The following is a 21,696-nucleotide window of genomic DNA, read 5'->3' as shown; positions in this document are numbered from 1 at the left end:
GGTGTTTTACAGGGTTAGTGTTTCCTTTTCAGGAAAGGAAAGATGGTATCTTGCTTTTTTGAAATTACAGTATTCTTTGGATATGGAAAAAAAGCGCCGGGATCTTCGGCATAGCGCTGCCTTCTTTCTTCGCCTTCCGCCACGTTCTTTTGCCGGGTTATCTCTGCCTGCATCATGTCATACACTTCTTTCAGGCGGTTGGCATGCGCCTCATAATAACGGTAGCTGCTCATAAAATCCTTTACGGAAATATGGTGCAGGTCCAGTATCTGCCGGTAATATTCCTTTACTTTCAGCTGGCGGATGGAGTCCGGCACAGGCATGCCACGCATGGGCGTAATATCATAGCTGTAGGCATCTGCGAGGTTCATATCCAGCAGTATGGCGCTCATTTTTTCTTTTGACAGCACATTATCCGGCACTTTATCTCCCTGGCCGCAGGCAGCTGCGCCCAATATCAATACCCCGGTTAAAATTATCTTTCGTATGTCAGTCATTGTTACGCTATAGGTGAAGATGGCTATTATTGCCTTTACTTCATTTGCTGGTACTTGTTTGCATTTGTAACATCCATCTGCGCCAGCATTTGCGCGGCGCGGCTTTTTTCCTGGGGCGGCGCCTTGGAAAATATTTTCAGCAGCTCGTCCGATTTGGCGGTGAAGAATGTTTGCAGCAGCATGGAGTTGGGAATATCCTGCTGAATGGCGTACAGCATGTTCAGGCAGTTCATAATGGCGGCGCGGCCCTTGTTCATATCGTCATACATCACATCCAGCCCCTGCCGGTGGTACTGGTACATTACATCATGAAAGCGGCTGAATTTGGCATTCAGCAGGTTATCCTGCAGCCAGTAACGGTTACGGTTACCCTCAAACGCTTTCCAGCCGGCAATATCCTTGCCGTCCGGCGCATTGCTTACTATGTTCAGCGCTTTTTTAAAAAAGGCGTCGCCGCCGCGGGGTGAAAAAGAGTCATAGTCAAGCCCCAGTATAATGTACACATAATACGCCAGCGTGGCGGTAAGGTTAGATACCATGGGATCATTGGCCACCACGCGGTTATCGCTGAATTCCAGCGGCTGAAACTCCACATAGCGGAAGGCCACGTTATTATCCTGCGTGTTCAGCAGGCTGGTTACATAGCCCGAGTTAAATACCGGGCGCGTAGCCTGTATGGTAAGCGCTGCTTTGTAAGCGTTGGAGCCCAGCTCCTGCTGCACATTCAGCATAAAGTTGCATTCAATGCGCTCGGCTACGGTATAAGCATCGTTGGTCCAGCGGCGGTTGTTCAGAAATTCTTTAATGGCGTTCTGCAGGGTGGTAAATACTTTTTTATCTACACCGGTTACCTGGTTGGCCACCACGGTTACATTGGCGCGTATTTCCTGTGCTTCAGCCGCAGTGCCGCCCAGGGCGGAAAGCACCAGGCAAAGGGCCAGTAAAAATGTATGTTTCATAGGACAGGGTCTATTTACCATCATGATCATGTTGCAGTTCAATTATAGCTGAAACAATATCTTTTGCCACCTCCTGCTTGGATTTCAGCGGCAGCGCCGTTTCCCTGCCGTCGCGGTCAAACAGGGTTACCTTATTGGTATCATGGTTAAACCCGGCGCCTTCGTCATTCAGGGAGTTCAGCACCACCAGGTCCAGGTTTTTGTCCCGCAGTTTTTTCAGCGCGTATTCCTTTTCATTGTTGGTTTCCAGTGAAAAGCCCACCAGCAGCTGGTCCTGGCCTTTATTGTTGCCCAGGGTGCGCAGTATATCGTGTGTTTTTTCCAGCTCCAGCGTTATGCCCTCATCCCCTTTCTTGATCTTTTTATCCACTACTGTTTTAGGGCGGTAATCCGCCACTGCAGCGGCCATAACTACAATATCGGCCATGGGATAGTTGGCAATGCAGCTATTGAACATTTCTGCGGCGGTGTTTACATGAATTACCTCTACGCTGCTATCGGCAGGGGTAAGGCGTGTAGGGCCCAGCACCAGTTTTACGGATGCGCCGGCAGCGGCCAGCGCATCTGCCACGGCAATGCCCATTTTACCGCTGGAGTGGTTGCTGATAAAGCGCACAGGGTCTATGGGCTCCACTGTGGGGCCTGCGGTTACCAGCGCCAGCTTGCCCTTTAAGGGCAGCTGGGAGGGAATGTTGGATTGCGGCGCGCTGAAATACTGGCGCAGGTAGGCAATAATATGTTCCGGCTCCGCCATACGGCCTTCTCCAAAAAGGCCGCTGGCCAGCTCGCCGTTCTCCACGGGCAGCAGCCGGTGGCCGTATGATAATAGCTTTTCTACGTTATTGCGGGTGGCGGAGTGGTGCCACATATCTTCATCCATAGCAGGGGCTACCAGCACCGGGCAGGTAGCGGAGAGGTACACGGCCTGCAGCAGGTTATCGCACAGGCCCTGCGCCATTTTTGCAATGGTATTGGCAGATGCGGGCGCCACCAGCATTACATCGGCCCAGCGGCCCAGCATTACATGATTATTCCAGCTTTGATTATTGTTAAGGTCTACCAGCGCTTCGTTCCTGGACAGCGTGGATAGTGTAAGGGGAGTAATAAAATCGCAGGCAGCGGAGGTCATTACTACTTTTACCAGGGCGCCTTCTTTCACCAGCAGGCGTATGAGGGTGGCCGCTTTGTAAGCGGCAATACTACCTGATACCCCCAGGAGGATCTTTTTTCCTTGTAACATGGCTTTTAAGAGTTTGCATACGGGGCAACCGCTTCAGCGGCAAGCTACAAAACAAAAGCGGCAGAAAAAAATTGTCCTGCCGCTTGAGTAGCTTATACCGGCAGTGGGCCGCCTGCAGCATATGTGCGAACGGTACCTGCCAACTTGTTTATAATTTATAATAACAGTTGTTATCAACTGTACAGATCATCATCGTTCCGGCGGAAGTAGATCTTATCTTCCAGGAACTCCGCTGTAGCCTGGATAGCCGGGTTAGCCATCCTTTCATAGAAGCGGGATATTTCTATCTGCTCCTTATTCTCATGCACTTCTTCCAGGTTATCGGTATGGCTGGCAAATTCTTCCAGCTTGGAGTGCAGCTCTTCTTTTACAGATATGTTGATCTGGTTGGCACGCTTAGCAATAACGGCGATAGACTCGTATAAATTGCCTGTTTTGCCTTTTATCTCGGTTGTGTTTTTGGTTTCTACCCAGGGATTTAAACTACTGGTTAGATTGCGTTTTATTTTGCTCATTCTCCAAGGGTTTAATGTTAATGCTGTTGGAAGTATTGGTATTTATAATATTCGGAAGTTCCTTTTCCTTTTCGGCTTTGGCCCGGCGGGCGCGCTCTTTCTCTATTTTCGCCGTTTGAGAGTCCAGGGTTTTGATATTATCCTTGGCCATGGCGTAGTACCTTTCGGCATCTGTTTTCATTTTACTGGACGGGTAATGGTCTGCAAAATCCATGTACTCCGTTACCACATCCTCATAGCGCTCTTTTTGCTTTTCCAGGATGCTGTTTTTGGCATACTGGTAGTAAGCTTTGATAGCCATGTACTTATAACCGTCGCTCTTATCTGAGTCCGGGTAGTTGCGCATCAGGTTTTTGAAGGCAATTGCCGCGGATTTGTAATACCCTAAGTTAAAATAAAGTTCGGCACTATTATACTCTTTCTGCTCCAGCTTGCGGCGGCACAGCTCTATTACCAGGTTGGCCTCCGCTACCTTATCGGAAGTGGGGTAGTTGTTAATGTAGGTTTGCATGGCAGATATTGCCTTTACGGTATTGGTCTGGTCAAGTGATACCTTGGGCGACTGCTTATAATAGCAGTAGGCCTGCATGTAATCTACCTCCGTGGCATGCGGACTGTTGGGAAACGCATCCAGGTAGTTTTTAAAGTGGAAGGCTGCCTGCACATAGTCTTTTACGTAGTACGAGCAGTAGGCATATTTATAATAGATAGGCTCAAACTTATCGGTGCCTTTATATACAGGAAACAGCTCTTCGTACAACATCTGGGCCTGGGTATATTTCTTCTTCTTGTACAACTTATCGGCATAGGTCAGCTTTTTGGCGAAGTCCTTGCTTTTCTCTATCCGGCGCAGCTCCATATTACAAGCCGAAGCCGCTACCATGGCAAACAGTGTGATGTATAAAAAGATTTTCCTCATAAAAAAGAAGGGCAAAGGTACAAATTAAATGTAAATGTAAGGGTGGACAATATTTGCAGCTGTTAAAATTTTGCCAAAAGGCGCTATTTACCGGCAGGCCGGCCCTATTATCTTACCACTTTTTCACCCGGCTTTTCCCCGTTAATTTACACCGGCCGCTATCGTATACCGCAGGGCATTAAAAAAAGACCAATCCCTTATCCACAGCAAACTCCACTACATTCACAAGTTATTCACATTATAGCTATCAATATCCACATTCCTAGGAAGCAAAATCCCCGGTAAGGCCAATAGCAGGTACATTTTTCCCCTTTGGAAAAAATTTAGAATGCATTTTTTCGTTAAAAAGTGGGAAAAAGTGTTATTTTGTGTTAGAAAATGGATTTCAAGGATTTTCGCCCCCCGCTATGACAGGTTTTCTCGGTGAATATGAGGCCACGCTGGACGCAAAGGGGCGCTTTCTACTACCTGCCGGTTTCAAAAAGCAGTTGGCGGAAGGGGCCGGTGAACAGTTTGTGCTAAACCGGGGGTTTGAAAAATGTTTGTCCTTGTATCCGATGAATGAGTGGCAGCCGATATTTGAACGCATTAGCAAGCTGAATGATTTTGACCCGAAAGTTAGGGAATTCCGCCGCTACTTTTTGAATGGCGCCACCATTCTGGAGCTGGATAGTGCAGGCAGGTTATTAATTCCAAAAAACTTAATGACTTATGCCAGCCTGGAGAAAGACATTGTACTGGCAGCAGCCACTAACAAAATCGAGATCTGGGATAAAAGTAAGTACCAGGAGTTCTTTGAAAATTTCTCACCAGGGGCCTTTAGCGATCTGGCGCAACAGGTGATGACAGGCGGCGAAAGCCTTTAAGAATTACGGATCAGATAATTACGAATGATGCAGCGGCTTATCAGCCTGCACCCGTACCAAGTAATCATCTCCACAATTCGTAATTCGTAATTGAATAATCGTAATTGAACAACTGTATCATGGATGCTTCGCAATATCATTTGCCCGTACTCCTGCAGGAAGTGATTGAATACCTGCAGATACGCCCTGACGGCACTTACGTGGATGCCACTTTCGGCGGCGGCGGCCACTCGCGGGCCATCCTGTCGAAATTAGGGCCCAGCGGCCGCCTGCTGGTATTTGACCAGGATGAGGATGCTTACCGGAACCGCATTGAAGACGAACGGGTAACCTTTGTGCAACAGAATTTCCGTCACCTGCAGCGGTTCCTGAAGCTGTATAAGGCAACGGAAGCAGATGGCATACTGGCCGACCTGGGCGTTTCCAGCTACCAGTTTGATACGGCTGAAAGAGGCTTCAGCACGCGCTTTGAAGGCAACATGGACATGCGCATGGACACCCGCTCTTCGCTTACTGCCGCACAGGTACTGCAAACCTACTCTGAAAAGGAGCTGCACCTGCTGTTCCAGGAATACGGAGAGGTAACGAATGCCCGCACACTGGCCAAAACCATTGTAACGCAGCGTAAAACACACCCGCTGCGCACCATTAGCGAGTTTAAGTCCCTGATACAGCCCATTGTAAAGGGCAACCCGCAAAAGTACCTGGCACAGGTATTCCAGGCGCTGCGGATAGTTGTGAACGACGAGCTGGGCGCACTGAAAGAGCTGCTGCAGCAATCAGCAGCCATATTAAAGCCGGGGGGCCGGCTGGCCGTTATCACCTTCCACTCGCTGGAAGACAGGCTGGTGAAAAATTTCATGAAAACTGGTCAGTTCGAGATCCGGGACTCGTCTTACGATTTCACTACTGCCCCTCCCCCTAAGACCTTCCAACTAATTACTAAAAAGCCAGTTACCGCAGGCGCAGCAGAATTGAAGCAGAACACAAGAGCAAGGAGCGCCAAGCTAAGAGTGGCTGAGAAAATTTAGCATATCAAAAACTTATTACCGTGTTGCAGGAAGCAGAAGTATTGGACGATACAGCACAGGAAGAAAGTACAGGCATTCCGGAGGCGCCGGAGCAAAAAAAGGAATGGCGCCTGCGCATTAATTACCGGGCGCTTACGCAAAACATGCCCTTCATCCTGTTCCTGAGCGCACTGGCGCTCGTATACATTGCCAACAGCCATTTCGCGGAAAAGAAGATCCGCAGGATCAATAAGCTGGGCAAGGAAATAAAGGAGCTGCGGTGGGAGTACCTGAACGTGAAAAGTGAGCTTATGTTCCGCAGTAAAATGAGCGAGGTAAGCAAAGCCGTGGAACCGCTGGGCCTGAAACCGCTCAGCAACCCGCCAATGAAGATCGAAGTAAAAAGTAAGCAGTAGCATATAGCACAGCGGACAGTAAAAGAGAATACCGGAAGTAACAGTAAGCAGTAGCACCGCTTACTTCTTACTTCATTTTATATATATGGAAGTAAAGAAAGACATACTATGGCGTGTATACCTGTGCTTTATAGGCATGGGGCTGTTTGGCGTGGTTATACTGGCTAAAGTGTTCATCCTGCAAAATGTAGAAGGTAACTACTGGCGCAGCATGGCCGACAGCCTGCACACCAGCTATGTGTCTTTGGATGCGGAAAGAGGCACCATTTATTCAGAAGAAGGCAGGATGCTCTCTACCTCCATTCCCTACTTTGATATACGGATAGATTTCGCAGCCGACGGCCTGCGCGAAAAGGATGGAAAGATTTTCAAAACAAACCTGGACAGTCTTTCCCGCTGCCTCTCCCGGCTGTTCGACGACCGCACCACCGCAGAGTACAAACAGCTGCTGCGGGAAGGCTACAAAAGCAAGGACCGGTATTTTTTGCTGAAACGCAATGTACCGTTTAATGAATACAAGCAGCTGCGCAACTTTCCCATGTTCCGCCTGGGACCTAACAAAGGCGGCATGATAGCCGAAACGCGCAACAAACGCATTAATCCCTTTAAGCTGCTGGCCAACCGTACCATTGGCCTTTCCAGGGAAAATGCACAGAATGTAGGACTGGAAAGAACCTACGATGATTACCTGAAAGGGGTAACTGGTAAAAGGCTGATGCGCCGCATTGCCGGCGGCACTTTTGTACCCGTAGAAGGCTACGACATTGAGCCCGAAGACGGCCACGATGTGCACACCACGCTGGACGTAAATATGCAGGACATTGTGGAAACCGCCCTGATGAACATGATGGTGCAGAATGAGGCGGAACACGGCACCTGTATATTAATGGAGGTAAAAACCGGGAAAATAAAAGCCATCGCCAACCTGGGCCGGCAGCCGGACGGCAGCTACTGGGAGGATATGAACTATGCGCTGCAGGTAGGCGAGCCCGGTTCCACCTTTAAGCTGGCAACCGTTATTTCCATACTGGAAGATAAATACACTACCATGAACGGCATGGTAGACCTGAACTACGGACGCTGGCAAATAGGCCGCAGAACAGTATTTGACTCTGAGCCGCACCATCGTACCAACGTAACCGTTAAGCAGGCCTTTGAGCTGAGCTCCAATGTAGGCATGGCCAAGCTGGCTTACCAGTTTTATAATAAGCAGCCTAACAAGTTTTCAGCAGACCTGAAAAAGCTGCACCTGGATAAGCGCACCGGCATTGACCTGGAAGGGGAAGGACAACCTGTGATAAAAACCACGGCGTCTAAAACCTGGAGCGCCACCTCCCTGCCCTGGATGGCATTCGGGTATGAGGTGCTTATAAGCCCGCTGCAGATATGCATGCTGTACAATGCAGTAGCCAACAACGGGAAAATGATGAAGCCCTACCTGGTGAACAGCATTACAGAGTACGGCCAGGTAGTGCAGCAGTTTGAGCCTACGGTGGTAATGGACAGCATTTGCTCACGCAGTACGCTGGTGCAGGTGAAAAAAATGCTCGAAGGCGTAGTGCTCGAAGGCACTGCCAAAAAATTATGGACACCGTACTACTCCTTCGCCGGCAAAACAGGCACCGCACTGGTAGCCAACGGCAAAAGAGGGTATGCAGATAAGATATACCAGTCGTCATTTGCCGGTTACTTCCCGGCCAATGACCCGCAGTACACCTGCGTGGTAACCATCAAAAACAAACCGCATGCGCTGCGGTTTTACGGCGCATCTGTAGCAGGCCCGGTATTCCGGGAAGTGGCAGATAAATTGTACGCCATTGCTGTAGAAAAACAGCAGCCGTTAAAAACCACCGTGCAGCTCGACTCTGCACTGACGCTTAAAACAGGCAAAGGCAGCGAGTGGCAGGAGATACTGAGCACGCTGCACCTGCCCAGCAACGGGGCGCCTGTTAACAGCAGCAGCTGGGTAAGCGCCGCTGTTAATGCACAGCAGCAGGTGGCGCTGCAGCCGGTAAAACAGCTGAAGGGCGCGGTGCCGGATGTAAAAGGAATGGGATTAAAAGATGCGCTGTACCTGCTTGAAAATGCAGGTTTGCGCGTACAAATAAAAGGAACGGGTAAAGTGGTGGCACAATCCATACCCGGTGGCAGTAAGATAGGTAAAGACAAAACGATTGTAATTGAACTGAACACGTAAGCAGGGGAATGCAGCTATTAAGAGATATATTATACAATGCAGGCATCCAGGCAGTGCACGGAAATAACAACATTTCCGTGAATGCGCTGCGCATCGACTCCAGGGCCGTAAACCCCGGCGATGCGTTCATTGCCGTAAGAGGCGTGCATACAGACGGCCATTCTTTTATTGCAAAAGCCATTGAGCAGGGCGCAGCAGCCATCATCTGCGAAATATTGCCGCAGCAGCTGTTAGACCAGGTATGTTACGTACAGGTAAATGACAGTACGCTGGCCTGCGGTATTATGGCGGATAACTTTTACGGGCATCCGTCACGTAACCTGCAGCTGGTAGGCGTTACTGGCACCAACGGTAAAACCACCATTGCCACCCTGCTGTTTAAGCTGTTTACGCAAATGGGGTACCATTGCGGGCTGCTTTCCACCGTACAAAACCAGATAGGCGACGCCGTTATACCAGCTACCCACACCACCCCGGACGCTATCAGCCTGAACGCGCTGCTGGCGCAGATGGTAGCGCAGGGCTGCCTGTACGCCTTTATGGAGGTAAGCTCCCACGCCATACACCAGCAAAGGATAGCAGGGTTAAAGTTTGCCGGCGGTATTTTCAGCAACATTACGCATGATCATCTCGACTATCATAAAACCTTTGATGAGTACATCCGTGTAAAGAAGTCGTTTTTTGACGGCCTGCCTGCTACTGCGTTTGCGCTTACCAACCTGGATGATAAGCGCGGCAATGTAATGCTGCAGAACACCAAAGCCCGCAAAGCCACGTACAGCCTGCGCAGCATGGCCGACTTTAAAGGCAAGATACTGGAGAACAACCTCACGGGTTTAATTATGCAGATGGGTGAGCAGGAAGTACATTTTCGCCTGATAGGAGAATTTAATGCCTACAACCTGCTGGCCGTATATGGCGCAGCCGTATTACTGAACCAGGATAAGCACGTCGTGCTGCAGGCGCTCAGCAACCTGCAGGGCGCCGAAGGCCGCTTTGATTATATACTGTCGGATAAACAGCGCATTATGGGAATTGTGGATTATGCCCATACCCCCGATGCTTTGCTGAATGTGCTGGCCACCATCAAAAACCTGCGCAAAGGCAATGAGCAGGTAATAACGGTGGTAGGCTGCGGCGGCGACCGCGATACCGCCAAGCGCCCGGTAATGGCGCAGGTAGCCACAGAGCACAGCGACCGTGTAATACTTACTTCCGACAACCCGCGCTCTGAAGATCCGGTAGCTATCATACAGGCTATGGAAGCAGGCGTGCCGGTGCACCAGAAAAAAAAGGTGCTGTCTATTACCGACCGGAAAGAAGCTATTAAAACCGCCATCAGCCTGGCAGGGCCGGAAGACATTATACTGGTGGCCGGTAAAGGGCATGAAAAATACCAGGAGATTAAAGGGGTAAAGCACCCGTTTGATGATAAGGCAGTGCTGCAGGAAATGATGCGGATGATGGATAAATGAATGAACGAGGACTAACTAACTTATGCTATATTATTTATTTAACTACCTGAAAACTGAGTTCAATATCAGCGGTAGCGGGATGTTCCAGTACATCACCTTCCGGGTTACCATGGCATTGCTGCTGTCGCTGGTAATATCCCTCCTGCTGGGAAAACGCATTGTGCGTTTCCTGCAGCGCAAGCAAATCGGCGAGGTGATACGCGAGCTGGGTCTGCAGGGAGAAAATACCAAGAAAGGCACGCCTACCATGGGTGGGCTGATCATCCTTTCCGCCATTGTGATCCCTACCCTGCTGTTTGCCCGGGTGCTGAACGTATACATCCTGCTTATCCTGCTGTGCACTATATGGCTGGGGCTTATTGGTTTTATAGATGACTACATCAAGGTATTTAAAAAGAATAAGGAAGGGTTGGCCGGCCGCTTTAAAGTACTGGGCCAGGTAGGCCTGGGGCTGATTGTAGGCCTTACCCTTTACTTTAATGATAATGTAGTGATTTCCCGTGAGGTGCTGAATGCAAAGCCCATTCCGGCTTATGAGCGGGTGATGAGCCAAACAGAACGCACCACCAAAGAAGGTAAACGTTTTGTGGATGTAAAAACACCCATTACCACCATTCCCTTTGTGAAAACGCACGAGTTTAACTATGCCCGGCTGATCTCCTGGATACCCGGTGCGGAAAAATACACTTTTGTGCTGTATGTGCTCGTTGTGATCTTTATCATCACTGCTGTTTCCAATGGCGCTAACCTTACAGACGGGCTGGATGGCCTGGCCACCGGCGTTTCCGCGGTAATAGGCATTTGTTTGGGCGTGTTCGCCTACGTATCAGGCAACATCCAGTTTGCAGAGTACCTGAACATTATGTACATCCCCAACCTGGGCGAGCTGGCTATTTTCATCGCTGCTTTTGTAGGAGCGTGTGTAGGCTTCCTGTGGTACAATGCCTATCCCGCGCAGGTATTCATGGGCGATACCGGCAGCCTGGCGCTGGGCGGTATTATTGCATCCCTGGCCATTATTGTACGCAAGGAGCTGCTGATACCTATTTTTTGCGGCATTTTCCTGGTAGAGAGCCTGAGCGTAATGCTGCAGGTAAGCTACTTCAAATACACAAAGAAAAAATACGGTGAAGGCCGGCGCATATTTAAAATGTCGCCCCTGCACCACCACTACCAGAAGGTAGGGTATCATGAAAGTAAGATAGCTGTGCGTTTCTGGATTGTGGCCATTATGTGCGCCGTATTTGCTATTGCAACTTTAAAAATGAGATAATATTTGAAACAGCACTTACAATATCATCCAACAGCTGCAGACAGCGCCGGCAATGCCGGGAGGCTGGTGATACTGGGCGCAGGCGAAAGCGGTATTGGTGCGGCCCTGCTGGGCAGGCAGCAGGGATATGAGGTGTTTGTATCGGACGGAGGGGTGATCAAAGACAACTACAAACAGGAAATGGCGGTAAACCACATCCCGTTTGAAGAAGGACAGCACTCCTGGGATGTGATACTGGGTGCAGATGAAATTGTGAAAAGCCCTGGCATACCCGAAAAGTCGGAGCTGATGAAAAAGGTGCGTGAAAAGCAGGTACCGGTTATTTCAGAAATAGAGCTGGCTTACCGTTTCAGCAAAAACGCAAAGATCATTGCTATTACAGGCAGCAACGGCAAAAGCACCACCACCGCGCTTACCTACCATATTTTTAAAACAGCCGGCTATAATGCCGCCATGGTAGGCAACATTGGCATTAGCTATGCGCGGCAGGTAGCCACTGCGCCGGTGGACTATTACATTATAGAGGTAAGCAGCTTCCAGCTGGATGACATTACCACATTCCGGCCCAACGTAGCTGTTTTGCTGAACATAACGCCGGACCACCTGGACCGTTATGACTACAAAATGGAAAACTACGTGGCCTCCAAGTTCAGGATAGCCATGAACCAGACAAAGGACGATTACTTTGTTTACTGCATGGATGACCCGGAGATCAGGAATTACATGAACCAAAAAACTATTTATTCAACATCAATACCCTTTACTATCATGGAACCATTGAAGAAAGAAGGCGGATTTATAGCAAACGACCAGGTGAACATCCAACTGAACAACGACCCGGTGATTGTGTCTATCTATGATCTGGCCCTCAAAGGCAAACACAACTTATACAACTCAATGGCAGCAGGTATAGCAGGTAAAACCATGGACATACGGAAAGAGAAGATCCGCGAAAGCCTGACCTCTTTCAAGAGCCTGGAGCACCGTATGGAATATGTAGCCACCGTGCGCGGGGTAGATTTTATTAATGACAGCAAAGCTACCAATGTAAACTCCCTGTGGTTTGCGCTGGAAAGCATGGAACAGCCGGTAGTGCTGATCATGGGCGGTGTAGACAAGGGTAATGATTACAGCGCCGTAAAAGAGCTGGTACAGGAAAAAGTAAAGGGTATTGTATGCCTGGGCGTGGATAACCAGCCTATACAGGACTCGCTGGGCAGTGCTACCCCTATTATGGTGAACACCAGCAGTATGAAAGATGCCGTGCGGGAAGCATTCAGGTTGGCAGCTAAAGGTGATGTGGTGTTGTTATCTCCTGCCTGCGCCAGCTTTGATCTTTTTAAGAATTATGAGGACAGAGGCCGGCAGTTTAAAGAAGCAGTCAGAGAACTGTAAGGTAATTACGAATTACGGATTGGTTAATTACGAATGGATGGCAGAGGAAACATTTATTGATAAGGACAGTCAGTAATTAACAATTCCAGCGCACACGCCCTTAATTCGTAATTCGTAATAAAAAAATTTGTAATTAAATCCGATGGGTGATTTTCTTTATAGGACAAAAGGTGACAAGGTGATATGGGCCATCGTAGTGTTCCTGTCGCTCGTGAGCTTGCTGGCGGTATATAGCGCCACAGGCTCACTGGCGTATAGGGAAAGAGGCGGCCATACGGAGTATTACCTGCTCAAGCAGCTCACCGTGCTGGTGCTGGGATTGCTGATCATCTATTTTGCGCACCGCGTGAATTACACTATTTATTCCCGCGTAGCGCAAATAGGGTTCATTATTTCCATACCGCTGCTTATATACACCCTGGCATTTGGATCGCATATTAATGATGCCAGCCGCTGGATACGGCTGCCCATTATTAACCTTACGTTCCAGACATCGGATGTGGCCAAGCTGGCCATCTTCATGTATGTAAGCCGGCAGCTGTCCAAACGCCAGCATGTGATCACCGATCTGAAAAAAGGTTTTCTGCCCATTATTATACCGGTAGGCATTATCTGTATGCTCATTATGCCGGCTAACATGAGCACCGCGCTGTTACTGGGCGCCAGCTGTATGCTGTTATGCTTTATAGGCCGTATACCGGTTAAATACCTGATGGCTATGGTGGGTATGTGCGCAGTGCTGGTACTGCTCATGTTCCTGGTAGCCAAAGTATCGGGTTATGAGGGGCGTACCAAAACCTGGTTAAACAGGATTGAACACTTTACCAGTAATGACGATTCCGAAATTCCTTACCAGGTGCAGCAGGCCAATATTGCCATAGCAGGCGGCGGCATCCTGGGCAAAGGGCCCGGCAATAGTACGCAGCGGAACTTTTTGCCGCATGCGTATTCTGATTATATATATGCAACAATTATCGAAGAGTATGGTATCTTTGGCGCCTTTTTGATATTGATGGCCTATATGCTGCTGCTGTTGCGCTGCATCCGCATATACCGGAAATGCCCCTACGCTTTTGGGGCCTTCCTGGCATTGGGGCTTAGTGTAACACTGGTAATTCAGGCCCTCACCAATATGGCGGTAAACGTAGGCGTGTTCCCGGTAACAGGGGTTACGCTGCCTATGGTGAGCATGGGCGGTTCGTCGGTAATATTTACCAGCCTGGCCATAGGCATTATATTAAGCGTAGCGCGCAATGTAGAGGAAATGGAAGGCAAAAAGGCAGAGCAGGAACGCATAGCACGGGCAATGGCCATGCGTGAAGAGGTGGAAGAGTTAGAGGAAGTATAATTAATAATGAATAATTAATAGTTAATACCGGAAGCGGAGATAAACCTCATTAATTATTCATTGTAACAAAACATAATCATATTAATTATTAATTATTCATTCTTAATTATTAATTAAAACGGTGGCAAAGGTAATAATAGCAGGCGGCGGTACCGGAGGACACATCTTCCCGGCAATTGCTATTGCCAATGCATTGAAGAAGGTGGCCCCGGACACTGAAATACTGTTTGTGGGCGCAAATGGAAAAATGGAAATGGAGAAGGTGCCGCAGGCAGGCTACCGGATAGAGGGTTTGGACATTGCTGCATTTAACCGCAGCAATATGCTCAAAAACCTGGCGCTGCCCTTCAAGATCATAAAAAGTTTAAACCAGGCAAGCAGTATACTCAAACGCTTTCAGCCCAATGTTGTGGTGGGCGTAGGCGGTTACGCCAGCTTTCCTATGCTGCGTAAGGCGCAGCGCAAAGGCATTCCGACCTTAATACAGGAGCAGAATTCCTTTGCGGGGAAAACCAACAAAATATTGGGGCGGCGGGCCAACCGTATTTGTGTGGCCTACGATGGTATGGAAAAATTCTTCCCGGCAGAAAAGCTGATCCTAACCGGCAACCCGGTAAGAAGCAGCATCACACAATCTGCGGTGACCCGCCAGGAAGCGTTACAGCATTTTGGCCTGCAGGAAGGGAAAAAAACGGTGTTTGCCTTTGGCGGCAGCCTGGGCGCCAAATCCATCAGTGAAGCATTACGCAACCTGCAGCCCGCGTTTGTAGAAAAAGATGTGCAGCTGATATGGCAAACCGGTAAGCTGTATTATGAAACCGCCAAAGCAGCTGCAGCGCCCTATGCATCGCACATCAAGGTGTTTGAGTTTATTAACCTGATGGATTTTGCATACAAGGCGGCAGATGTGGTAATATCCCGCGCCGGCGCCATGACCATTGCAGAGGAGTGCGTGGCCGGCAAAGCGGTAATATTTGTACCATACCCGTACGCTGCCGAAGACCACCAGACGTTTAACGCAAAAGCGCTGGTAGCCAAAGATGCAGGACTGCTGATAAAAGACAGTGAGGTAGGCAAAGAGCTGGGCAATACCCTCTTTAGCCTGCTGCAGAACAAAGCGCTCATACAGCAGCTGGAACAGCACATTGCAACACTGGGCCACAGTAATGCAGATATGATCATAGCAAAGGAAGTATTGAAATTAATCTGAGATGGATCTGAACAACATACAAAGGGTATATTTTATCGGCATAGGCGGCATTGGCATGAGCGCCATTGCACGGTTCTTTAATGAGAACGGCGTGCAGGTGAGCGGCTATGACCGTACCGAAACCGCCCTTACCAAACAGCTGGCAGCTGAAGGTATGCAGATCCACTATACAGACGATATAACACTGCTGGATAAAACCACTAACCTGGTAGTATATACGCCTGCCATTCCCCCTATCCATACAGAGCTGCAATGGTACCGGGAAAACAATTTTGAAGTGGTAAAGCGCAGCGATGTGCTGCAGGAAATTACCCGGGAGCTGTTTGCCATAACAGTAGCCGGCACCCATGGTAAAACTACTATCAGCACCATGATAGCGCATATACTGCGGCACAGCGGTTATGGCTGTAATGCCTTCCTGGGTGGCATCAGCGTAAACTACGACCGCAACTTCTGGAGCAGCAGCAAACGGGTAGCAGTAATTGAAGCAGATGAATACGACCGCTCTTTCCTGAAGCTAAGCCCGGATATAGCCGTGCTTACCGCCATGGACCCGGACCACCTGGATATTTATGGCACGGAAGCAGCAATGCAGGAAGCATTTATCCAGTACACAAGGAATATAAAGCCAAACGGCACGTTAATAGCAAGGGAAGGGCTGCAAAGGGCAGCCGACCTGCAGGCCGCCAACAAGCTGTGGTACAGCCGCCAAAGCACTACGGCCAATGCATATGCCCGTAACATACGCAACAAAAAAGGCGGCTACGAGTATGATGTAGTACAGCAAAACTGGACTATTGAAAACGTAACGCTGCCAATTGGCGGGCTGCATAACATAGAAAACAGTGTGGCCGCCATTACCGCAGCGCAGCTGCTGGGCATTGACGCAGCCGCCATTAAGGCCGCCATAGCGGATTTTAAAGGCATCCGCCGCCGCTTTGAATACGTGATCAATAACGATTACCAGGTGTTCATTGACGATTACGCACATCACCCGGAAGAGCTGCGCGCCCTTATCAGCAGCGCGCGCAACCTGTTCCCGGATAAAAAATGCGTAGTGGCATTTCAGCCGCACCTGTACACCCGCACCCGCGACCTGGCAGATGGCTTTGCGGAAAGCCTGGCCCTGGCCGATGAGGTAATTTTGCTGCCTATTTATCCTGCAAGGGAATTGCCCATAGAAGGGGTAAGCAGCAAAATGATTGCAGAAAAAATAAAAAACAAGCCCGTGCAGGTATTGCAGCAGGCGGAATTGCTGGAGTGGCTGAAAGCCAATACCGCTCCCCTGTTCATAACAGCCGGCGCAGGAGATATAGACCTGGTGAAAGAGCCCGTCAGAAAAATACTGGAAGGTGAAAAAAGTGAAGGATAGCGTAGCGTGAAGCGATTTGTGAAAACAGGCAAGCGTTTTCACATTTCACCTTTCACCGGACATCATTTAAATAAATTAAAACGCATAAAAGTGCAGCCAAGAACACGCAAAGCATTAAAACGGATGGGTATCGCCTTCATATGGATGGTGGTGCTGACTGGCTTTGTAGTGCTGGTAGGCGCAGCTGCTAAGGTAAAGGACACCGCCGCATGCAAAGGCATTGCGGTAAAGCTGTCGGGCGACGATGAAAATTTCTTTATAGAGGAAAAGGATATAAAAGCGCTGCTGGTAAAAAATAAAGACCTGAACCCGGTAGGCAAACCGGTAAGCACCATCAATATCGCCAACCTGGAAAAAATAGTAGCACAGGATCCCTGGGTAAAACAGGCCGACCTGTATATAGATAACAACCGCGTGCTGAATATTAAAGTAATACAACGTGAGCCGGTAGCCCGTGTATTCACCATCACCGGCAACAGCTTTTACCTGGATGCGCAGGCCGACCGCATCCCTATATCTGAACGGTATGCTGCGCGGGTGCCTGTATTCACCGGCTTTCCTACAGATGCGCTGCAGCTGCAGTCGGCAGACAGTGCGCTCACCGCAGCCATTGTAGGCATCAGCAGCTATGTGCTCAACAATCCTTTCTGGATGGCCCAGGTAGAGCAGGTGAACATTACCGGCGACCGGCAGTTTGAGATCACTCCCAAGCTGGGCGATCATATTATTGACTTTGGAGAAGGCACGGATATTGAAAAAAAGTTTGCCAGGCTGCTGGCCTTTTATAAGGAAGGACTAAGCCGCGTAGGCTGGAACAACTACACCCGCGTAAATGTGGCGTTTGAAAATGAAGTAGTATGTACCCGTAAAGATGGTACACCGCCGCCTAAGCCCACACCGCCGCACATAGACAGTGTGGATGTGGACATGGCGGGCACGGGCGATATTGCCGCAGCAGCAACGCCCGCAAAAACAACCGCCGAAAGGCATACGGAAAAGCCGGCCGCAAAACCGGCGGATAAAACAACATCCAAACCAACGGCCCGCCCGCAAAGGACACCCAAAGCGGTTTACCGGCCGGCAGGTAAAAAAGTTAACACAACAAAAAAACATAGAACGCCATGAATCAGGAAGCTCCCATCATTGTAGGCCTTGATATAGGAACTACGAAGATTGCTGCCATAGCAGGAAGAAAGAATGAATACGGGAAACTGGAAATCCTGGGATTCGGTAAAGCCCCATCATTTGGTGTGCAGCACGGTATGGTGCTGAACATTGATCAGACAATTAAAGCCATACGGCAGGCACTGGAAAACTGCTATGCTTCTAATCCCAACCTGGAGATCAATGAAGTGTATGTAGGCATTGCCGGCCATCATATAAAAAGTTTACAAACCCGCGGCGATATTGTACGCAGCGACACCGATGCGGAAATATCCCAGCGGGATATTGACCAGCTGATCAACGACCAGTATAAAACGGTCATACCTGCCAGTGACCAGATCATTGATGTAATACCGCAGCAATACATTGTTGACAGCCTGCAGAATATTACCTACCCCATTGGTATGTCCGGGGTAAAGGTAGGCGCCAACTTCCACATTATTACGGGCGATAAGAACGCCATCCGTAATATAAACCGCAGCGTGGAAAAATCGGGCCTGCACATTCATGACCTGGTGCTGCAGCCCCTGGCTTCCGCTGCAGCCGTTATGTGCGACCTGGATTTTGAAGCCGGCGTTGCCATTGTGGACATTGGTGGTGGTACCACCGACCTGGCGGTTTTTTATGAAGGCATTCTTAAACACACAGCGGTAATTCCTTATGGCGGGGAAAATATTACCAATGATATTAAGAACGGCCTGGGCGTGCTGAAAACGCAGGCTGAGCAAATGAAGGTACAGTTTGGCTATGCGCTGGCAGATGAAGCCAAAAGCAATGCCTACATTACCATACCGGGCCTGCGCGGGCAAAACCCGAAGGAAATATCTGTAAAAAACCTGGCGCACATTATACAGGCGCGGATGAGCGAAATACTGGATTTTGTGGTGTACCACCTGAAACAGATAGGCATGGACAATAAAATGCTGAACGGCGGCATTATACTTACGGGAGGCGGCTCGCAGCTGAAACACCTGATACAGCTAACGGAATATACTACGGGTGTGAATGCACGCATCGGTTACCCGAACGAGCACCTGGCCAGCGGGCATATCGACGAGCTCACCAAACCCATGTACGCTACCTGCGTAGGTTTGATACTGAAAGGCTATAACGATTACGAGAACGACCGCAGATCACTGGAAGAAAATTATGTAAAGATCAACACCAGCTTTACTGCCAAAGAAAAAGCCTCCGGTAAGGCAGCAGACGGTGAAGACGACTGGATGCAGGAAACAGCAGCCGATGCCGCAGCTATCCAGGAGCAGAAAGCAAGAGAAAGGAATGCATCTTTGAAAAACTTCCTGGACAGGATGAAAACAAAGATCATAGATATGTTTACAGAAGAAGAAGACGCAAAGCTTTAATTAATGATTAAGAATTAATAATTAATAATACACGTTACACAGGCGTTTGATGCAACACAATTGGCACGATTATTAATCCTTAATTATTCATTATTAATTATTTAAGCAACTAACCCATAAAAGAAATAGAGTCATGATACATTTTGATCTTCCAAAGGAGAAATCCTCCATCATCAAGGTAATAGGCATTGGTGGTGGTGGAAGCAATGCGGTGAACCACATGTACAATCAACGCATTGAAGGGGTGAATTTTATTATCTGCAATACCGATGCGCAGGCTATTGCCAACAGCCCCGTGCCCAATAAAGTGCAGTTAGGGCCGCACTTAACACAGGGACTGGGCGCCGGCGCAAACCCTGAGATCGGGAAGCAGGCAACAGAGGAATCCTTTGAAGAGCTCAAAAAAATGCTGGAGGTAAATACCAAGATGGCCTTCATTACAGCAGGCATGGGCGGTGGCACCGGTACCGGCGGCGCGCCTATTATTGCCCGTATCTGTAAAGAGCTGGGCATCTTAACGGTAGGCATCGTAACCACGCCCTTTTCTTACGAAGGGAAGAAACGTATGATGCAGGCAGATGAAGGTGTAAGCCGCCTGAAAGAGTACGTAGATACGCTGCTGATCATCTCCAACGATAAGCTGCGCCAGAAGTACGGCGATCTTAAATTCAAGGCCGCCTTTGAAAAAGCTGATAATGTGCTGGCCACCGCAGCCAAATGTATTACAGACGTGATTAACAGCACCGGCCAGATAAACGTGGACTTTGCAGATGTATGCACCGTAATGCGTAACGGCGGCGTAGCCATACTGGGCGCGGCCACTGCCGAAGGCGAAAACCGCGCGCAAAAGGCCATTGAAGATGCGCTGACCTCTCCGCTGCTGAACGATAACGATATTAGCGGCGCCAAATGGATATTGATCAATATTTCCTCTGCAGAAGGTGAGTTTGAGCACACCCTGGATGAAATGGACACCATACAGGCCTATGTACAAAGCATGGCCGGAGAGGATTGTGATGTAATACTGGGCGTAGGCTATGATCAAACACTGGAGCGCAAGATTGGCGTAACCATTATTGCTACCGGTTTTGAGCAGAAGCCTATACAGCGGATGACAATGAATCCCGAAACCCAAAAGGCAGCGGAGCCTAAAATTGTAATGCAGCTGGGACAGGAAGGTGCTGAAAAGAAAATGAGTGATCCCAAGCAGCAGGGCAACCTGTTCCAGGAGCCAACGGATCATATGGCGCCAAGACTGGTAGAACCGGTGGTAACGCACCCGCAGCAGGCCCCCAACTACACGCCGCCGCCTGCACCGGAAAGGCAGAACTATGTGCTGAATATTGAGCCGGACCCGGATTATGTACCGCCGGTAGTGTCCAATCAGCCTGCACCGGCCGCCAACAACAATACCACCAGCGGAATTAACGTTATACGTGCGCAGCAGCATACGCCGCAAACCTATATTCATATAGAGCCGCTGAGCAATACACCGCCTCCGCCGCCGGCCAATGACCAGCCGGAGATGAAGATGGTGTTCAGGGAAGAGGAAGAACCGGCAACGCCGCCTACGCCACCTCCTCCTGCTGCATCCACTGCACCCGCTCCTGCTGCAGATGATCCGTTTGAAGAGCAGAAGCGCAAGCAGGCAGAAAGGGTAGCCAAGCTGCGGAGCATCAGCTTTAACGTGAAAACAATGGATAACAATGCCGAGATAGAAAATGTGCCCGCGTACCTGCGCCGCAATGTGGACCTGGATAACGGGGCCGGTTCTGCAGAACGTTTTTACTCCAACTATACGGTGAGTGAAACCGGGCAAAACCAGGCAGAGATCAATACTATCAATACGTTTTTAGACGGGAAAAAACCGGATTAATATAATCGGCAGGTAAGCCCATACAGCCGGGCGTTTAACCCGTTCTGTAATTTTTCGTTTGATTGTTTTTTAGTTGTGTTAAAGAAAGTCCCCTGGTTCTCCAGGGGACTTTTTAATTGCTGAAGATGAATAAGTACTCCTTCGCATTATATTGCTGCTATTCACCTGCTTATTTGTATAATATCCGCCTTCTACTTCTTTAAAATAAATATTCGTCATTCTATCTATTTGCGCCGGACCAAAGCGCGGGAACAGTGCTACGGCTCTTAATAGAGAACCCAAATCGTTAACATCTGATTAACCTATGCATATCTCACCTGCCAGAATGAGCACCATATTATAATTTGGTGGGAATATTCAATTTATTTAAATTTAAAAATTCCACGTATTAATATACGGGTTAACTCACAGGCCCTACCTGTCCTATCCTTATTGATCTTCCGCTAAGAGTAACAAGTATTCTTTTCAATTAACCTTAAAAAATTATCCCTATGGATTTTAAAGACCAGCTGAAACAGCTAGGAGAGCGCGTTAGCAGATTAAAGGATCAGATACTTACTGAAGAAGCCACCAAGAATGCGTTTGTAATGCCCTTTATAC

The 21,696-nt window shown here is 49.0% G+C and carries 18 protein-coding genes; 13 read left to right on the top strand and 5 right to left on the bottom strand.

Features of this window, described 5'->3' with window-relative positions; all coding sequences use genetic code 11:
* Positions 1 to 14: 14 nt before the first annotated feature.
* The 5 genes from VFS25_RS07955 to VFS25_RS07935 form a co-directional block, all read right to left on the bottom strand.
* The gene (locus VFS25_RS07955) at positions 15 to 497 is read right to left on the bottom strand and encodes a DUF4296 domain-containing protein (protein ID WP_326461597.1); all 483 of its coding nucleotides are present in this window, start codon (positions 495 to 497) and stop codon (positions 15 to 17) included.
* Positions 498 to 532: 35 nt separating this feature from the next.
* On the bottom strand, positions 533 to 1,456 hold the full coding sequence (locus VFS25_RS07950) for a DUF4835 family protein (RefSeq protein ID WP_326461596.1): 924 nt from the start codon (positions 1,454 to 1,456) through the stop codon (positions 533 to 535).
* Positions 1,457 to 1,466: 10 nt separating this feature from the next.
* Positions 1,467 to 2,696, bottom strand: coding sequence for a bifunctional phosphopantothenoylcysteine decarboxylase/phosphopantothenate--cysteine ligase CoaBC (gene coaBC, locus VFS25_RS07945; RefSeq protein ID WP_326461595.1), 1,230 nt, complete (start codon positions 2,694 to 2,696; stop codon positions 1,467 to 1,469).
* A gap of 173 nt (positions 2,697 to 2,869) precedes the next feature.
* A complete protein-coding gene (locus VFS25_RS07940) occupies positions 2,870 to 3,211 on the bottom strand; it encodes a DNA-directed RNA polymerase subunit omega (RefSeq protein WP_326461594.1) in 342 nt (113 codons plus the stop codon).
* Positions 3,180 to 4,130 carry an outer membrane protein assembly factor BamD gene (locus VFS25_RS07935; protein WP_326461593.1) on the bottom strand — a complete coding sequence of 317 codons (951 nt, stop codon included), beginning with the start codon at positions 4,128 to 4,130 and terminating at the stop codon, positions 3,180 to 3,182. Before VFS25_RS07935 ends, VFS25_RS07940 begins: the two co-directional genes overlap by 32 nt.
* A 368-nt stretch (positions 4,131 to 4,498) precedes the next feature.
* Here VFS25_RS07935 and mraZ point away from each other — a divergent pair, with 368 nt between their 5' ends.
* The 13 genes from mraZ to ftsZ all read left to right on the top strand — a co-directional run bounded on the left by mraZ (position 4,499) and on the right by ftsZ (position 21,096).
* Positions 4,499 to 4,996, top strand: a complete 498-nt coding sequence (mraZ, locus tag VFS25_RS07930) for a division/cell wall cluster transcriptional repressor MraZ (RefSeq protein WP_326461592.1) — start codon at positions 4,499 to 4,501, stop codon at positions 4,994 to 4,996.
* A 119-nt stretch (positions 4,997 to 5,115) separates the two neighbouring features.
* Positions 5,116 to 6,027: a 16S rRNA (cytosine(1402)-N(4))-methyltransferase RsmH gene (rsmH, locus tag VFS25_RS07925; RefSeq protein ID WP_326461591.1), complete on the top strand. Its 912-nt coding sequence runs from the start codon at positions 5,116 to 5,118 to the stop codon at positions 6,025 to 6,027.
* Positions 6,028 to 6,047: 20 nt separating this feature from the next.
* The gene (locus VFS25_RS07920; RefSeq protein WP_326461590.1) at positions 6,048 to 6,422 is read left to right on the top strand and encodes an FtsL-like putative cell division protein; all 375 of its coding nucleotides are present in this window, start codon (positions 6,048 to 6,050) and stop codon (positions 6,420 to 6,422) included.
* 85 nt (positions 6,423 to 6,507) lie between these two features.
* Entirely contained in the window at positions 6,508 to 8,619 is a 2,112-nt protein-coding gene (locus VFS25_RS07915) for a penicillin-binding protein (RefSeq protein ID WP_326461589.1), read from the top strand.
* Positions 8,620 to 8,627: 8 nt separating this feature from the next.
* Positions 8,628 to 10,094 carry a UDP-N-acetylmuramoyl-L-alanyl-D-glutamate--2,6-diaminopimelate ligase gene (locus VFS25_RS07910; RefSeq protein WP_326461588.1) on the top strand — a complete coding sequence of 489 codons (1,467 nt, stop codon included), beginning with the start codon at positions 8,628 to 8,630 and terminating at the stop codon, positions 10,092 to 10,094.
* A gap of 22 nt (positions 10,095 to 10,116) precedes the next feature.
* On the top strand, positions 10,117 to 11,367 hold the full coding sequence (gene mraY, locus VFS25_RS07905; protein ID WP_326461587.1) for a phospho-N-acetylmuramoyl-pentapeptide-transferase: 1,251 nt from the start codon (positions 10,117 to 10,119) through the stop codon (positions 11,365 to 11,367).
* Positions 11,368 to 11,370: 3 nt separating this feature from the next.
* Positions 11,371 to 12,762 (top strand): UDP-N-acetylmuramoyl-L-alanine--D-glutamate ligase, encoded by a 1,392-nt coding sequence (gene murD / locus VFS25_RS07900; protein WP_326461586.1) that lies wholly within the window; start codon positions 11,371 to 11,373, stop codon positions 12,760 to 12,762.
* A gap of 142 nt (positions 12,763 to 12,904) precedes the next feature.
* Positions 12,905 to 14,110: an FtsW/RodA/SpoVE family cell cycle protein gene (locus VFS25_RS07895; protein WP_326461585.1), complete on the top strand. Its 1,206-nt coding sequence runs from the start codon at positions 12,905 to 12,907 to the stop codon at positions 14,108 to 14,110.
* A gap of 121 nt (positions 14,111 to 14,231) precedes the next feature.
* The gene (gene murG, locus VFS25_RS07890; RefSeq protein WP_326461584.1) at positions 14,232 to 15,320 is read left to right on the top strand and encodes an undecaprenyldiphospho-muramoylpentapeptide beta-N-acetylglucosaminyltransferase; all 1,089 of its coding nucleotides are present in this window, start codon (positions 14,232 to 14,234) and stop codon (positions 15,318 to 15,320) included.
* 1 nt (position 15,321) lies between these two features.
* Positions 15,322 to 16,692 carry a UDP-N-acetylmuramate--L-alanine ligase gene (gene murC, locus VFS25_RS07885; RefSeq protein ID WP_326461583.1) on the top strand — a complete coding sequence of 457 codons (1,371 nt, stop codon included), beginning with the start codon at positions 15,322 to 15,324 and terminating at the stop codon, positions 16,690 to 16,692.
* Positions 16,693 to 16,782: 90 nt separating this feature from the next.
* Positions 16,783 to 17,817 carry a hypothetical protein gene (locus VFS25_RS07880; protein ID WP_326461582.1) on the top strand — a complete coding sequence of 345 codons (1,035 nt, stop codon included), beginning with the start codon at positions 16,783 to 16,785 and terminating at the stop codon, positions 17,815 to 17,817.
* A complete protein-coding gene (gene ftsA / locus VFS25_RS07875) occupies positions 17,814 to 19,220 on the top strand; it encodes a cell division protein FtsA (protein ID WP_326461581.1) in 1,407 nt (468 codons plus the stop codon). The genes VFS25_RS07880 and ftsA overlap by 4 nt, the downstream gene beginning before the upstream one ends.
* Before the next feature lie 133 nt (positions 19,221 to 19,353).
* On the top strand, positions 19,354 to 21,096 hold the full coding sequence (ftsZ, locus tag VFS25_RS07870; RefSeq protein ID WP_326461580.1) for a cell division protein FtsZ: 1,743 nt from the start codon (positions 19,354 to 19,356) through the stop codon (positions 21,094 to 21,096).
* The last annotated feature ends 600 nt before the right edge of the window (positions 21,097 to 21,696 follow it).

The sequence above is a fragment of the Chitinophaga sp. genome, from assembly GCF_035761305.1.
In the GTDB taxonomy this organism is placed as follows: Bacteria; Bacteroidota; Bacteroidia; order Chitinophagales; family Chitinophagaceae; genus Chitinophaga.
Note: the sequence above shows the minus strand (reverse complement) of the source record. Positions and strands in the feature narration are given on the sequence as shown.

Excerpts from the sequence above, each read along its gene's own strand:
- coaBC (WP_326461595.1), bottom strand. The coding sequence starts at position 2,696 with ATGTTACAAGGAAAAAAGATCCTCCTGGGGGTATCAGGTAGTATTGCC.
- VFS25_RS07955 (WP_326461597.1), bottom strand. The coding sequence starts at position 497 with ATGACTGACATACGAAAGATAATTTTAACCGGGGTATTGATATTGGGC.
- murC (WP_326461583.1), top strand. The coding sequence starts at position 15,322 with ATGGATCTGAACAACATACAAAGGGTATATTTTATCGGCATAGGCGGC.
- VFS25_RS07940 (WP_326461594.1), bottom strand. The coding sequence starts at position 3,211 with ATGAGCAAAATAAAACGCAATCTAACCAGTAGTTTAAATCCCTGGGTA.
- rsmH (WP_326461591.1), top strand. The coding sequence starts at position 5,116 with ATGGATGCTTCGCAATATCATTTGCCCGTACTCCTGCAGGAAGTGATT.
- mraY (WP_326461587.1), top strand. The coding sequence starts at position 10,117 with ATGCTATATTATTTATTTAACTACCTGAAAACTGAGTTCAATATCAGC.
- VFS25_RS07915 (WP_326461589.1), top strand. The coding sequence starts at position 6,508 with ATGGAAGTAAAGAAAGACATACTATGGCGTGTATACCTGTGCTTTATA.
- ftsZ (WP_326461580.1), top strand. The coding sequence starts at position 19,354 with ATGATACATTTTGATCTTCCAAAGGAGAAATCCTCCATCATCAAGGTA.
- VFS25_RS07910 (WP_326461588.1), top strand. The coding sequence starts at position 8,628 with ATGCAGCTATTAAGAGATATATTATACAATGCAGGCATCCAGGCAGTG.
- VFS25_RS07950 (WP_326461596.1), bottom strand. The coding sequence starts at position 1,456 with ATGAAACATACATTTTTACTGGCCCTTTGCCTGGTGCTTTCCGCCCTG.
- VFS25_RS07895 (WP_326461585.1), top strand. The coding sequence starts at position 12,905 with ATGGGTGATTTTCTTTATAGGACAAAAGGTGACAAGGTGATATGGGCC.
- ftsA (WP_326461581.1), top strand. The coding sequence starts at position 17,814 with ATGAATCAGGAAGCTCCCATCATTGTAGGCCTTGATATAGGAACTACG.
- VFS25_RS07935 (WP_326461593.1), bottom strand. The coding sequence starts at position 4,130 with ATGAGGAAAATCTTTTTATACATCACACTGTTTGCCATGGTAGCGGCT.